This is a genomic window from Mammaliicoccus sp. F-M27 (assembly GCF_022387115.1).
In the GTDB taxonomy this organism is placed as follows: domain Bacteria; phylum Bacillota; class Bacilli; order Staphylococcales; family Staphylococcaceae; genus Mammaliicoccus; species Mammaliicoccus vitulinus.
Genome location: NZ_JAJNIE010000001.1, coordinates 77,409 through 91,196 on the forward strand (window position 1 = coordinate 77,409; position 13,788 = coordinate 91,196).

The following is a 13,788-nucleotide window of genomic DNA, read 5'->3' on the forward strand; positions in this document are numbered from 1 at the left end:
CTTTTATATTGTTTAAAATTATGAAGCTTTGTCTGAACTGCTACCTGATGAAGGTGAGTTTGAAGAACCGCCTTGTAAGTCTTCAATTTTCTTAGCATCTTTCGCTTCGTCTGGAATTTTAATTTCATCGATATCATTTAGTTTGTCATAAGTGACATTTGTTTTCATATTCGCTGTTTCATCATCTTTAGTTAATTTTGCATTAAGCTTATATGAATCAATTTCACTATCTTTATTTACTTTTAATATTGCTTTACCTGAGACTTTATCAACTTCAGATTCAAATTGTTTAAGTTGGTCTTTGTTTCCTGAAGCATTCGCTAATTTAGTGAAATCTTCTTTGTTTTTGATGTTGTATGTAAGTTCATATCCATCATCAACTTTTTTAGCTTTAGCGTCTTTAAATGCACTTAAAGTTTTAGCGTATTTTTCATAATTTAACTGATCTAATGAGCTATCTATGTTCATGTTTTCAATTTGTGATGAAAGGTCTACCCATTGATCATCAACTTTTGCTAACATTTTTTTACCTTGAACATAAATCGTCATTTTTTGACCTTCTTGATCCATATTTAATTTTGCTGTGTTTTTTTCATCGACATCCATGCCAACTTTAACAGCTTGACCTTCTTGATCTTTAGCAGAAACTTTAATCTTGTTATCAGTATGATAACTTTTTACATCTTTAGCATTGCTTTGTAAGTCTTTTACAACTTGACTAGAACTCTTTGTTTCTTCTTTCTTCTCAGATTTATTATCTGAATCAGATCCATTTCCACAAGCTGCTAATATTAATGATGAAGATAAAAATAAACTACCTAATATTCTAAATTTCATTTTACTTCCTCCTTTTATTTAAACAATGTTAACATTAAGCATTTATTAATAGCAAAGTTTTGTATAATGACCTTTGCTATTAATAAAAGTTATTTAATTTTTTTCTTAGGTGAAAGTAATAAAATAGCAATTATTGCTACAATAACTTTAAATAAAAATTTCATTTTAATCACTCCGAAAGTGTTTGAGGTTGTGGTCCTTTTTGTTTTCTCTTAGTTGGATCAAGCTTCTTCTCTATATATCCTAATAGTAAATCACTTAATACTGCTAATAAAGCAGTAGGTATTGCACCTGCTAAAATAAGTGATGTACCGTCCGTAGCATTTGTACCTCTAATGATAATATCACCAAGTGTTGATGATCCTATAAATGAACCAATTGCTGTAACACCAATTGCAATAACAAATGCAATTCTTATGCCACCAATCATGACTGGTAATGAGAGGGGGAGTTCGACCATTGTCAAAATTTGTTTAGACGTCATACCCATTCCTTTACCGGCATCTTTTATACTTGCATCTACATTATTAATACCTGTATAAGTATTTTTAATGATTGGAAGCAATGCGTATAAAAATACTGTCATAACAACAGTGTTAGCGCCAAGACCCATTACGAGCATTAAAATTGCGAGAAGTGCAAGGGCTGGTACGGTTTGAATGATGTTCGCTATAGAAATAACAAAACCTGACAACTTGGAATATCTAGCAATAAAAATTCCAATAGGTATACCTATTATAACCGCAAATAGTACACCATAAACTGAAATGAGTAAATGATTTAGAAACAGTTGAAATATATATCCGCCATTTGTTGAATAATAACTTACTAATTGTGACCATACATTTCCATCAACCATTATGACTCACCATCCTTTTCATCATCAAAATAATTATGCTTCTCTAAAAATTCTTCCGCAACTACAGCAGGTTCTTTAAGATTATTGTCTGCTTCATAGTTTAATTTTTGCATTTGTTCAGTCGAAATTTTTCCTTTTAATTTGTTCATAGCACGATCTACGTAAGGTTTTTCTTTAATTAAAGATTTTGAAACTAATGGACTTGCGTCATAAGGTGGGAAGAATTTTAAATCATCTTCTAGTACAACTAAATCATAACTTGCAATTCTACCATCTGTTGTATAACCTAACACGACGTCCATTTTACCTGTGTTGAGTGCATCATATACTAAACCTATTTGCATCGGTCTTGTACGTTTAAAGTCAAAGCCATATTTTTCTTTAAACGCTGGATATCCGTCACCTGGACGTTTCATCCAAGATGAATCAACGCCTGCTTCTAACTTATTCGCAACTTTTTTCATATCTGAAACTTTTTTAAGATTGTACTTTTTTGCAGTTTCTTTAGTAACCATCATGGCATAAGTGTTTTCGAAGCCGTATGACCCATACCATTTTTGATCATAATCTTTATCAAAAGCATTTCTAACTACATTTAATGCTTTTTCACGATCAGTTATAGGGTCTTTATCTAATGCACCCGTTAAATCTGTTCCAGTATATCTAGCACTTGAAATGTTAACGTCGCCACTGTTCTGTGCATTAAATGTCACTGTTGATGAACCTAAATTATTTATAAGTTGAATATTTTTTTCAGTAACATTATCTTTTTTTGCTTCATGTTCAATCATCAGTTTATCTATATGTCCTACTATTTGTGATTCACTCGTATTTTGCATGCCAATCTTTATTGAATTTTTATCACCTGAAGCTCCAAGGAAAGGTAAGGAACATCCAGATAAAATGACTGATAAAGCCATGATTGGCAATAACAATTTTAAATATCTTTTCATGTTTCTACTTCCTCCTTATCTTGAAACCTTTAATCCTTTAGGTGTTACCCAATATTCTATTTTAGATAGTACAAAGTCCATAATAAGTGCAATTAATGTAACGCTTATAGCACCACCAATGATTAAATCAGGTTGGTATAAATTTAAACCATTAAAAATAAAGTCACCTAAACCACCGGCGCCGATGAAACTCGCTAATGTTGCCCAGCTAATTGCATAAACGCTCGATAAGCGAACACCACTCATAATAACTGATATAGCTAATGGCAATTCAATCATGTACATCTCTTGAAACTTAGTCATACCCATACTTAATCCTGCTGCTTTTACATTTTTATCTACATTATTTATGCCTATAAAAGTGTTGTTTAAAATAGGTAATAATATGTAAATGAATAGTGCAAGTATTGCAGGTAGTTTACCTACACCTAAGAAAGGTATCATTAAAGCTAATACTGCTAATGAAGGGACTGTTTGTAGAACACTAGCTATAGATAATACCACTTTGGCAAGCGTTTTAGTTCTCGTTAACAATATGCCTAAAGGTATCGCTACAAGAATAGCTAATAGTAAAGCGAATAATGAAATATAGAAGTGTTCTAGTGTTTTTTGTATAAGTTCATTCCCATTAACTTGTAAAAATTCAATCACTAATATTCACTCCTTATTGTATTTCATTCTTTTGTGCTTCTTCTTCTGATAATCCCCAAATTGAATCGTAAACGATATCTACTAAACTAGATCTTGTAATAACGCCTTTTATGTAATAATGATTGTCCACGACAGGAATTAACCTAACATTTCGTTTTAGTATTGTACGTACAGAATCTTGAAGCATCGTACCAGTTTTTACAGTGTATATATCACGATGCATAATATCTATGATGTCAGAACCTTTACGATAACCTTCATTTAAATCTTCAACATCAAGATAACCAACCAGTTTACCTTTATCGTTTGTAACAAATAGCGTATCGACACGTCTATCTCTCATAACTGTTACAGCTTCATCGATTGTTTTCTCTGAAGTAATTGTGATAGGGCTCTTCATAGCATCGTCAACAACTCTTAAGTTAGGTCTGTCTTGGATTAATCTGTTTTGTCCAATAAATTCACGAACAAAATCGTTTGCAGGGTTTTTTAAAATATTATTAGGTGTATCAAATTGAATGATTTCACCTTCAGACATAATGCAAATCCTGTCAGCTAATTTAATCGCTTCATCCATATCATGTGTTACAAATATAATCGTTTTGCCTAATTTTTGTTGCAATGTTTTAACGAGGTCTTGCAACGTGTCTCTTGTAATAGGGTCTAAAGCCCCAAATGGTTCATCCATTAAAATGATATCTTGGTCAGCAGCCAAAGCTCTTACAACACCAATACGTTGTTGTTGCCCCCCAGATAATTGAGTAGGGTATAAATCTAAATAAGACTCAGGCAAGTCAACGAGTTTAATAAGTTCTTTTGCTTTTTTCTCTTTTTCTTCCTTACGCCATTTAAGTAGTTTCGGAACTAAAACGATATTCTCACGAATGGTCATATGAGGCATTAATCCGATTTGTTGGATAACATAACCTATATTTCTTCTTAAATTCACTGAGTTCATTTTACTTAAATCTTTTCCGTTTAACGTGATAGTACCACTCGTAGGTTCTATCATACGGTTGATCATTCTCAATGCAGTAGTTTTCCCGCTACCACTAGTACCGATAAATGCTATAAATTCCCCAGTTTCAACTTCCATGTTGATACTGTTTACAGCTTTTTTACCGCCACGATAAACTTTAGTCAAATCTTGTATAGATAACATAACACTTCTCCTTTTTCAAAAATTCAAAATATTAACGCTTACAATTATAACATATTTGTTGCATAATTATAAAAGCTACTCCCAACACGATCATTATGTTTATCGTTATTTGAAAAAGGAATATTTACGTAAATGCGCGATTATGCGAATCAAAATTATGATAAATTTATATAAAGAGAGATTTTTGTTTGTGAGTTCATTTTTTGTATATGCTTAATTTTGCATATCATACGTTTTAAATTATGGAGGCGATTAATTTGAAAGTTGCAATTATTGGTATGGGAACAGCAGGCGTTAGTACGCTCAATCAATTATCAAAGCATAAAAAATTTAAAAATATAACTGTAGATATTTTTGATAGTGCTGAAGATATGGGAATGGGGAAGCCATTTCAAAATGACAGTGATAGATTATTGATTAATTTACCTGCAAATCAAATGTCTTTAAATCCAAATAATGAAAAAGATTTTAAGAAATGGTATAAGAAAAATGATGAATTTGATTATGGAAAAGCTAAATATTTACCTAGATTAGTATTTGGTCATTATATGAAGTCTATCTTAAATGATTTATTGGATAAGCATGATAATATTTTTGTTCATAAACATAAAGTAGACAGTTGTTATGTAGAAGAAATTAAAGATGAACGTGGACAATATAAAATAGATGTTTGTTATATAGAAGATGATGAAGCGGTTTGTCAAAAATATGATTATGTATTTTTAACACTGGGCATGTTACCTTACAAAGACCCATACGGTTTATCAGGGATAGAAGGGTATATTGAATCGCCTTATCCAACTACTCAAGCTTTACGTAATGTGAAAGAAAAAGATGATATCGCAATTTTAGGTACAGGGCTAAGTTCTATAGATGTCATTAGATATGTTATGGAGAATCATAAACGATTACCTATTGTGGTGACATCTAGAAGTGCACAATTTCCTACTGTACGTGGTATTAAACATGAAATAAATCTGAAATATATTAACGACGAGTCTATTGAGAAATTGCAAAAAACGCATAAAGGTATGGCGCCTTTAAAAGAAGTAGAAAAATTATTTGAAAAAGAATGCAATTATCAAAATATTAACTTGCATAAGATGCTGTACCGATTTAAGAAAGATAATGTTTATAATCTGAAATATGATTTGAAACACGAAGATGAAGTAGGGCATTTTCAATCTTTCGTTGAAGAAGTAAAACATCATATGATTCCAATTTGGAATGCCATGACCATTGATGATAAAACGACATTTTTAGAAAAATATGGCCAACATTTCAAGCGCAATACTAATCCTATGCCTCAATCTTCAGCTAAACAATTAATTGAATGGATTGAAAATGGTGATATTGTCGTCAAAGAAGGTTTAGAAAATGTGCGAAAATACTATGGTAAATTCAGATTGAAATATAAAGGTATAGAAGAGGAAGATCGTTACCATTATGTGATCAATGCAACAGGACCGAAAAAGAATTTATCAGAGTTAAGTGAAGATGAACATTTTATAAAAGGTTTAGAAAACAAACAAATAATTGCTGCGCATCCATTTGGAGGCATTCTTGTATTACCATATTCAAATGAAGTTATCAGTCCGAAGTTTGGCACAATGCCTAATTTAAAAGTAATAGGTCAATTAACGAGTGGGGTAAACTTTGATGCGAATGGTGTTTCATTATTAGTAGATCAATCGGTTAGAGCAGTAAATGATTTATATATTGAATTAAAAGAAAGAAAAAATACTCAAAAGATTCAATCTAAAAAGAAATAAATATATAAGAATCTTCATTTGTAATTCTTAGTTAAATGGTATAGAATGACTACATCAGTGATTACTGATGCATATAATTAAATAAGATATTCTTTCGGGGCAGGGTGAAATTCCCAACCGGCGGTATTAAAGCCCGCGACCCATAAATGAAATTTTGTTTATGGCTGATTCAGTGTAATTCTGAAGCCGACAGTATAGTCTGGATGGGAGAAAGAATAAACGACAGCGTATTTATACGTTTATTTCGTTATATTAAAATGTTAATGTCTTTAATTATAAAGGCTTATTTCTTGATACATTTTTTACTCCCAACCACCGAAAAATTAATTTTTTGGTGGTTTTTTTTAATTTTAGGAGGAAGTTAAATGAATCAATATTTAGATTTTGCTATAGACTTAGCAGAACGTTTGCAAGGTCAGACCGCAACGAACCCTTCAGTAGGTGCTGTAATCGTTAAAAATAATAGAATTATTGGATTCGGTGCACATTTAAAAAAGGGTGAAGCTCACGCAGAAATACAAGCTTTAAAAATGGCAGGTGCTGAAGCAACTGATGCAACAATATATGTATCGTTAGAACCTTGTTCGCATTATGGCTTAACACCGCCTTGTTCTAAAGCAATTATAGATAGTGGCATTACTTCAGTAGTATATGCAGTAAAAGATGGTTCCCTTAAATACAGTGGACACGATATGTTACAAGAAGCTGGTATTGAAGTGACTTACGAACCAACGGAAAGAGCACAAGCTTTATATAACGACTTTTTTCATCAGCAAGAAACGAAATTACCCTATATAACAGTAAAAGTTTCTACAAGTTTAGATGGGAAAGTGGCAACTGATAACAACGAAAGTAAATGGATTACTTCTAAAGAAGTGAAACAAGATGTTTTGAAACTAAGAAGTCAACATGATGCTATCATGACTGGTGGTATGACGGTTCGAATAGATAATCCTTTATTAACTACTAGAAGTAAAGGATTAAAAGAACCAAAACGTTTCGTCTTAACACGTCAATCAGAATTTGATGACAACCTGGATATCTTTAAAGATCACGATAATCCTGTAGTTGTGATAACAGAAGGTTCCAATTTTGAAGTGAAAGAAAACCAAAACATCGAAGTCGTTCATAAAGATTTATCGAATCTAAAAAATGTTCTGAAACATTTATATGATGCTGGATATACACAAGTTATGGTAGAAGCAGGGCCAAAACTTGTAAGTGAATTTATCGAACAAGATTTAGTAGACCAATTGATTATTTATCAAGCCCCGAAAATGATTGGTGGTCAAGGGAAATATCAATATTATCGAACAGATGATGTTTACCCATTATCCAATAGCAAGTTATTTAAAATTATATCAACAGAAATCATTGGTGGAGATCTTAAAATAATTTTAAGAAAGAAGTGACAAGATGTTCACAGGAATAATCGAAACAGTTGGTGTAATAAAAAACGCAACGACACAAAGTGGTGTTAAGACTTTAATAATTGAAGCTCCTGAAATAACTGATGATTTATCTCTTGGTGATTCAGTAGCAATAAACGGCGTTTGCTTAACAGTTACTGAAAGACAAGCATCAATATTTAAAGTAGAAGTTATTACAGGTACAATCTCTGTCACATATTTAGAGCACTTAAAAACAAATGACAAAGTAAATCTTGAAAGAGCGATGTTAGCTAATGGTAGATTTGGTGGTCATTTTGTAAGTGGTCATGTAGATGGTAAAGGTGTCATAAAACATATCTCTAAAAGAAAAGATGAATGGATAATTGAAATAGCTACTGACGCACAATTGTTAGGACAAATGATTGATAAAGGTTCTATAACAGTTGATGGCGTTAGTTTAACGATATTTAAATTGTATCAGCACAAATTTGAAATTCATTTAATACCTGAGACAAGAGAGCGTACCGTTTTTGTTCATAAAAAACAAGGTGATGAAGTCCATATCGAAACAGATTTATTGTTTAAATATGTCCAAAAAATAACGCATCAAAATAACTCGAATTTATCACAAGAGAAATTATTAAATCTAGGATTTTAGGAGGCTTTATAATGTTTGATAATGTTGAAGATGCTATAGAAGAATTAAAACACGGTAAACCAATCATTGTAGTAGATGATGAAGATAGAGAAAATGAAGGTGACCTTATAGCAATATCTGAATATTTAACAGCAGATACAATTAATTTTATGGCTACTCGTGCTAGAGGATTAATATGTGCGCCTGTCAGCCGAGGCATAGCTGAACAATTAAATTTAAACTTAATGACTGAAACAGGAGATAAGTTTAAGACAGCATTTACTGTAAGTGTTGACCATGTGTCTTCTACAACAGGTATAAGTGCTTTTGAAAGAACCGACACTATAAAAGGTCTTATTGAAGAAACGTCACCAAGTGCATTTGTGAAACCTGGACATGTTTTTCCATTAATCGCTCAAGATAATGGTGTGCTTGAAAGAGTAGGGCATACTGAAGCATGTGTTGATTTAGCAAAATTATCAGGTGCCAAACCTGCTGGCGCTATTTGTGAAATTATGAATGATGATGGCACAATGGCTAAAAGAGAAGATTTATATCAATTTAAACTTAAACATCAATTAAAAATGATTACGATAGAAGCACTCGTACAATTCAGAAAAAGAAATGATCAAATTATAAAATTTGAATCAAAAGTTCAATTACCAACAGCTTTCGGTGAATTTGATATGTATGGATTTACATCTGAATTAGATCAAAAGGAATATTTAGCAATAAGTGCTGGCAAAATAGAAAATGGTATGAATGTTCGCATACATTCTGAATGTGTAACAGGAGATATTTTCCATAGTGCGAGATGTGATTGTGGTGAACAATTAGAATATTCTATGAAATATATACAAGAACACGGTGGTATGATTTTATATCTACCTCAAGAAGGTCGCGGTATAGGATTGATTAACAAGCTTAAAGCGTATGAATTAATTGAACAAGGTTACGATACGATATCTGCTAATAAAGCTTTAGGGTTTGAAGCGGATTTAAGAGATTATACTGAAGCTAGTCAAATATTGAAATACTTTAATATAGAAGAAATACAACTTATCAGCAATAATCCTGATAAATTTAATCAAATTGAAGAGCTCGGTATTAGCATTACAAATAGGGTGCCGGTCGTTATGAAACCAAATGAAACAAATGAATCTTATATGAATACAAAAAAAGACCAAATGGGTCACTTATTATAAAAAGAATGGGGCAAATTAAAATGAACTTTGAAGGTAAAATGAACGGATCAGAATTAAAAGTAGCAATAGTAGTGAGTAGATTTAACGAATTTATTACAGGACGCTTATTAGATGGTGCTAAAGATACATTAGTACGACACAATGTAGAAGAAGATAACATTCATGTTGCATACGTTCCAGGTGCATTTGAAATTCCATTAGTTGCTAAAAAATTAGCTAAGTCAGGTAAATATGATGCTGTTGTTACATTAGGCTGTGTTATTCGTGGTGCTACAACACATTATGATTACGTATGTAATGAAGTGGCTAAAGGCATATCTAAAGTAAACGATGAAACAGAAGTGCCGGTTATCTTTGGCGTTGTTACTACTGAAACAATCGAACAAGCTATTGAAAGAGCGGGTACTAAAGCAGGTAATAAAGGCGGAGATGCTGCATTAGCTGCAATTGAAATGGCTAACTTGCTTAAAAATATTGAAAGCCAAGTATAAATTATAAAAGCGACAAACATATGTTTGTCGCTTTTATGCATTATTTTTTCTTTAACAATGAGATGCCACCTACGATTAAAATAGAAACACCAGCTAGTAGTGTTGCTCCAAATGTAATTTTGCCTTTGTTTTTCTTATTAAAGATATCTAATAGCATTAAGTTAATATTTTGTGGTCTTTCTGCTAAACGTCTCATGAAATATCCGAACCAATCTTGCCCGAATGGAACATACATACAGAAGTTATAACCTTCACTAGCTATTTGATACGCATAATCTGTTCTGAATCCAAATAACATTTGAAATTCAAAGGAATTTCTATCTATATTATTATCTTTTACAAATTGTTTAACATGATTAATGATATTATGATCATGTGTTGCAATGGATGTAAAAGCTTTAGCAGTTAGCAGTCGTCTTTCAATTAATTTAATGTAATTTTGGTCGATTTCTTCTTTAGTTTGGTATGCAATATGTGAGGCTTCTTTATATGCACCTTTTACTAAACGTAATCTGACGTCTGAATATTTTCCCATGATATTCATTGAATCGTATAAATAAGCTTGGATAACAGTACCGACATTTTTAAATTCGCCTTTAAGTCTATCAATTATTTCAGTAATACCTACTAAATCTTCGAATTTTTCAGCATCTATGTTAACGAATGTATTCCCGTATTCATGTGCTTTTAATAAAATTTCTCTTGTATTTTGATAGGCAAATTCTCTATCAATATTGAGGCCTAATTGCGTTAGTTTGATTGAAACATGCGCATCAATATTTGCATTATAATTTCTTCGCATAATTTCGACGATGTTTTGTTGTGCTTCTAATGCTTCTTGACGAGATGTAACGAATTCTCCTAAATTATCTAACGTACATGATATTCCCTTCATATTTAATTTTTCAACTGTCTCGATTGTTGAATCAATATCAACTCCCGCTACTACCTTGTTTGCACCGAGTGCAGGACCCATTCTCTTAGCTGATTCATTCATGAATTTATTGTTAGATAATGCAATAAAAATATCTTTTACGACAGGCATAGCAAGTCCTCCTTAATGATATATGTAATTTCTTATATTTTATCACGGAAACAATGAATTAGTTAAGCGTTTACATTTTGAATATAATGTAAAAATATTCATTTAATGAATTCTAACACAAAAAATAACCCCTTTAAAAGGAGTTTACTTATTTACCTGTTCATATGTAGGTGAAATTGGTTCGGCAGCGATACTCATTGCATGGGGAAGAAGTGTAAGTATTAACATTGATATAAGTAGTTTTTTAAAGAAATGCATTTGATCATGCTCCTTTAAATAGTGTCGTTGATTACAGTTTCAATATAACATCATTATATGAAGTGATTGCTAATTCAATGTAAAGTTTCAATATGTATTAATATTAATTTAATGTTAAGAAAAGTGATAAATCTTTAAAGTTTCTTAATAATTATAAGGGTTTTATCATGATATAATTGTATTATTAGAAATGACTATAAAGGAGTTATTATAATGTTTAGGGATATGGCATTTTATATGTTCGGGAAACCGTTAGACAGCTTCGTACAATTATTTATTTTTGAACCTATTGTAATCGGCATTCTTGCAATTTTGATTGCTATGATTACAAAAAGGTCATGGACAGTATTTGTTACAATCATTGCATTAAATATCATTGATAATTTCTTACTCGTTAATTATCAATTTAGTGGGCAAGGATTTGGAACAATTTTTACACAAAATATTGTATTCTTCTTTGAGAAATTTTTCTCTATGTTTTATGAGATCATCATTGCATATATTATCGTGAAATTACCAATTATGCATAGCAAATTTAAAATAGCTTAAATTAAAACGCACCCTTTAAAGTGAAAGATTTAAAGGGCGCGTTTTTAATTTTGTAATATCAATCTTCTTTATAGAGTTTTGCTTTTTCTATATATGAATCATTGATTCTTTTTAATTCGTTATAATCTTCCTCAGTTAATGATCTAACTACTTTAGCGGGACGACCAAAAGCTAAAGTGTGTGGCGGAATTTTTTTACCAGGAGGTACTAGTGAACCAGCGCCGATAAATGCATATTCTCCAATTTCAGCTCCGTCTAGAATTGTGGAATCCATACCTATTAGTGCATGTTTACGGATAATGCTAGAATGTAAAGTAACTTTATGTCCAATAGTTACGTAATCTTCTAATATGAGAGGTTGATCAGGACTTTGATGAAAACAACATAAATCTTGGACATTGACACCTTTACCGATAATCGTTGGCGCAACATCTCCTCTAATCACAGCATTAAACCATACTGAACTATTTTCGCCAATATTTATATCACCAATTAATGTAGCATTTTCAGCTATGTAACAACTAGGGTCTATAATAGGGCTTTTGCCTTTGAAAGATTTAATCATGTAAGATTCTCCATTCTTTTGAAAAAATTTGTTATACTAAGTTTAACAAAAATGTAGCGATATAAGTAAAAGGAGTAAAATATTATGTGGAAATGGGAAACTGAGAAAGAAGCTAAAGGTATTGTTGTAATTGTACATAATATGCTTGAACATACAGGAAGATATGCATATGTCATTACTAAGCTACGAAGAGAAGGCTACCATGTAATAATGGGAGACCTAAGGGGACAAGGCCAAACTTCACGTGTACATAGAGGACATGTTGATAATTTTGAAGAATATCATGAACAAGTTTTGGAATGGCTAGCAATTGCTGAAGAATATCATTTGCCTGTATTTACACTTGGTGTAGGTTTAGGAGGACTGATTTTACTTAACTTGTTAGAAAAAGTAGACATTAAAGTTGAAGGTGTACTATTAATATCTCCACTAGTTGCTTTCCAACAAAATATATCTACAAGAAGAAACTTTTTAGCTTCAAGTTTCGGAACAGTTGCTAAAGATGCAAAGTTTGATACAGGAATTAAAGTAGAAAGTTTAACACGTAATAAAGAAGTAATTGATGATACAAATAAAGATGCTTTAATGTTAAATAAAGTAAGCTATCATTGGTATAAGACGATTCTAGAAACGATGAAGAGTACGATGGAAAACATTCATCATATCTCTCCAATACCTACATTACTTATGTTAGGTACTGATGATAAAATAGTAGATACAGAATCTATAAGAACAATTGGAAAAACAATCAATACGAATGAACTTTATTTTAAAGCATGGCATGGCTTGAATCATGAAGTACATAACGAACCAGAGCGTGATAATGTCATGAAATATATCATTTCATTTATGAATAATCGTATACATTATGTTGGTTTATTAATAGATGATGAAGCGTAATGGTTATAAAATATTGTGATTGAGCTTAAACGACTCTAATACGGGTATATTGTAGATATAGAGAACGTTGGAGGCGAGTTTATGACTGAAAAAGTAAACAATGTGAGTGACTTAATTCTATTAGATGATATTCAGAAAAATATTAATAATATATTTTACGAAATTGAAGAAAAGTTTGGAATTGAAAAAGAAGAATTTCTAACATTAATCATGTTGTGGAATAATGGATCGATGAGTCTTAAAGAATTAGATAGCTATATCGATATCAAGACATATAAGCGAACAAGACTATATAATAATTTAGTTAAAAAGGGTTGGATTAAAAAAGTCCGTCCTGAAAATGATGAAAGAACTGTAATTGTTGAAGTAAATGAAGAATTTGCTGAGAAAAAAGAAGCGATTATTGACTTCGCATGTGAAGAAATTAAGAAGAGAAAAGGTCATTTTGAAAAACAATTTGAATCAATTGTGAATAATTGTAACGTATAAAAAGAAAATATCTCTTCATTAGGT

At 31.4% G+C, this 13,788-nt stretch carries 15 protein-coding genes and 1 riboswitch; of the genes, 8 read left to right on the plus strand and 7 right to left on the minus strand.

Annotated elements, in window-relative coordinates:
* Window positions 1–18: 18 nt before the first annotated feature.
* The 5 genes from LQ598_RS00550 to LQ598_RS00570 form a co-directional block, all read right to left on the minus strand.
* The gene (locus LQ598_RS00550) at window positions 19–837 is read right to left on the minus strand and encodes a DUF6612 family protein (RefSeq protein ID WP_016912410.1); all 819 of its coding nucleotides are present in this window, start codon (window positions 835–837) and stop codon (window positions 19–21) included.
* Window positions 838–1,006: 169 nt separating this feature from the next.
* Window positions 1,007–1,696 carry an ABC transporter permease gene (locus LQ598_RS00555; RefSeq protein ID WP_107557009.1) on the minus strand — a complete coding sequence of 230 codons (690 nt, stop codon included), beginning with the start codon at window positions 1,694–1,696 and terminating at the stop codon, window positions 1,007–1,009.
* A complete protein-coding gene (locus LQ598_RS00560) occupies window positions 1,696–2,649 on the minus strand; it encodes an osmoprotectant ABC transporter substrate-binding protein (RefSeq protein WP_107557008.1) in 954 nt (317 codons plus the stop codon). The genes LQ598_RS00555 and LQ598_RS00560 overlap by 1 nt, the downstream gene beginning before the upstream one ends.
* Window positions 2,650–2,664: 15 nt before the next feature.
* Window positions 2,665–3,300 carry an ABC transporter permease gene (locus LQ598_RS00565; protein ID WP_016912407.1) on the minus strand — a complete coding sequence of 212 codons (636 nt, stop codon included), beginning with the start codon at window positions 3,298–3,300 and terminating at the stop codon, window positions 2,665–2,667.
* 13 nt (window positions 3,301–3,313) lie between these two features.
* Entirely contained in the window at window positions 3,314–4,462 is a 1,149-nt protein-coding gene (locus LQ598_RS00570; protein WP_107557007.1) for a betaine/proline/choline family ABC transporter ATP-binding protein, read from the minus strand.
* 257 nt (window positions 4,463–4,719) lie between these two features.
* Between LQ598_RS00570 and LQ598_RS00575 the strand changes: the two genes are divergently transcribed.
* The 5 genes from LQ598_RS00575 (at window position 4,720) to ribH (ending at window position 9,958) form a co-directional block, all read left to right on the plus strand.
* Window positions 4,720–6,234, plus strand: coding sequence for an FAD/NAD(P)-binding protein (locus LQ598_RS00575; protein WP_107557006.1), 1,515 nt, complete (start codon window positions 4,720–4,722; stop codon window positions 6,232–6,234).
* Between the two features lie 86 nt (window positions 6,235–6,320).
* Window positions 6,321–6,453, plus strand: a riboswitch (FMN riboswitch).
* A 146-nt stretch (window positions 6,454–6,599) separates the two neighbouring features.
* Window positions 6,600–7,646 (plus strand): bifunctional diaminohydroxyphosphoribosylaminopyrimidine deaminase/5-amino-6-(5-phosphoribosylamino)uracil reductase RibD, encoded by a 1,047-nt coding sequence (ribD, locus tag LQ598_RS00580; RefSeq protein ID WP_107559114.1) that lies wholly within the window; start codon window positions 6,600–6,602, stop codon window positions 7,644–7,646.
* A gap of 4 nt (window positions 7,647–7,650) precedes the next feature.
* Complete coding sequence (locus LQ598_RS00585) at window positions 7,651–8,283, plus strand: riboflavin synthase (RefSeq protein ID WP_103323317.1); 633 nt, start codon at window positions 7,651–7,653, stop codon at window positions 8,281–8,283.
* Window positions 8,284–8,291: 8 nt separating this feature from the next.
* Entirely contained in the window at window positions 8,292–9,467 is a 1,176-nt protein-coding gene (gene ribB / locus LQ598_RS00590; RefSeq protein ID WP_275068113.1) for a 3,4-dihydroxy-2-butanone-4-phosphate synthase, read from the plus strand.
* A 20-nt stretch (window positions 9,468–9,487) separates the two neighbouring features.
* Entirely contained in the window at window positions 9,488–9,958 is a 471-nt protein-coding gene (gene ribH / locus LQ598_RS00595; protein ID WP_107559113.1) for a 6,7-dimethyl-8-ribityllumazine synthase, read from the plus strand.
* 40 nt (window positions 9,959–9,998) lie between these two features.
* Here ribH and LQ598_RS00600 read toward each other — a convergent pair whose 3' ends face one another.
* Window positions 9,999–11,003, minus strand: a complete 1,005-nt coding sequence (locus LQ598_RS00600) for a proline dehydrogenase family protein (protein WP_107559112.1) — start codon at window positions 11,001–11,003, stop codon at window positions 9,999–10,001.
* A gap of 471 nt (window positions 11,004–11,474) precedes the next feature.
* Here LQ598_RS00600 and LQ598_RS00605 point away from each other — a divergent pair, with 471 nt between their 5' ends.
* Complete coding sequence (locus LQ598_RS00605; RefSeq protein WP_103322726.1) at window positions 11,475–11,810, plus strand: hypothetical protein; 336 nt, start codon at window positions 11,475–11,477, stop codon at window positions 11,808–11,810.
* 58 nt (window positions 11,811–11,868) lie between these two features.
* Here LQ598_RS00605 and LQ598_RS00610 read toward each other — a convergent pair whose 3' ends face one another.
* Window positions 11,869–12,375 (minus strand): gamma carbonic anhydrase, encoded by a 507-nt coding sequence (locus tag LQ598_RS00610; protein ID WP_016911970.1) that lies wholly within the window; start codon window positions 12,373–12,375, stop codon window positions 11,869–11,871.
* A gap of 84 nt (window positions 12,376–12,459) precedes the next feature.
* On the opposite strand from LQ598_RS00610, the gene LQ598_RS00615 reads away from it, so the two are divergent.
* Together LQ598_RS00615 and LQ598_RS00620 are read left to right on the plus strand one after the other, a co-directional pair.
* Window positions 12,460–13,275: an alpha/beta fold hydrolase gene (locus tag LQ598_RS00615; protein WP_016911971.1), complete on the plus strand. Its 816-nt coding sequence runs from the start codon at window positions 12,460–12,462 to the stop codon at window positions 13,273–13,275.
* Between the two features lie 81 nt (window positions 13,276–13,356).
* Window positions 13,357–13,764 carry a transcriptional regulator, SarA/Rot family gene (locus LQ598_RS00620; RefSeq protein ID WP_016911972.1) on the plus strand — a complete coding sequence of 136 codons (408 nt, stop codon included), beginning with the start codon at window positions 13,357–13,359 and terminating at the stop codon, window positions 13,762–13,764.
* Window positions 13,765–13,788: the final 24 nt, after the last annotated feature.

What these genes read in the sequence shown, in the direction of transcription:
- LQ598_RS00550 (WP_016912410.1), bottom strand. Translation starts at nt 837, where the DNA reads ATGAAATTTAGAATATTAGGTAGTTTATTTTTATCTTCATCATTAATA.
- LQ598_RS00555 (WP_107557009.1), bottom strand. Translation starts at nt 1,696, where the DNA reads ATGGTTGATGGAAATGTATGGTCACAATTAGTAAGTTATTATTCAACA.
- LQ598_RS00560 (WP_107557008.1), bottom strand. Translation starts at nt 2,649, where the DNA reads ATGAAAAGATATTTAAAATTGTTATTGCCAATCATGGCTTTATCAGTC.
- LQ598_RS00570 (WP_107557007.1), bottom strand. Translation starts at nt 4,462, where the DNA reads ATGTTATCTATACAAGATTTGACTAAAGTTTATCGTGGCGGTAAAAAA.
- ribD (WP_107559114.1), top strand. Translation starts at nt 6,600, where the DNA reads ATGAATCAATATTTAGATTTTGCTATAGACTTAGCAGAACGTTTGCAA.
- LQ598_RS00585 (WP_103323317.1), top strand. Translation starts at nt 7,651, where the DNA reads ATGTTCACAGGAATAATCGAAACAGTTGGTGTAATAAAAAACGCAACG.
- ribH (WP_107559113.1), top strand. Translation starts at nt 9,488, where the DNA reads ATGAACTTTGAAGGTAAAATGAACGGATCAGAATTAAAAGTAGCAATA.
- LQ598_RS00600 (WP_107559112.1), bottom strand. Translation starts at nt 11,003, where the DNA reads ATGCCTGTCGTAAAAGATATTTTTATTGCATTATCTAACAATAAATTC.
- LQ598_RS00605 (WP_103322726.1), top strand. Translation starts at nt 11,475, where the DNA reads ATGTTTAGGGATATGGCATTTTATATGTTCGGGAAACCGTTAGACAGC.
- LQ598_RS00610 (WP_016911970.1), bottom strand. Translation starts at nt 12,375, where the DNA reads ATGATTAAATCTTTCAAAGGCAAAAGCCCTATTATAGACCCTAGTTGT.
- LQ598_RS00615 (WP_016911971.1), top strand. Translation starts at nt 12,460, where the DNA reads ATGTGGAAATGGGAAACTGAGAAAGAAGCTAAAGGTATTGTTGTAATT.
- LQ598_RS00620 (WP_016911972.1), top strand. Translation starts at nt 13,357, where the DNA reads ATGACTGAAAAAGTAAACAATGTGAGTGACTTAATTCTATTAGATGAT.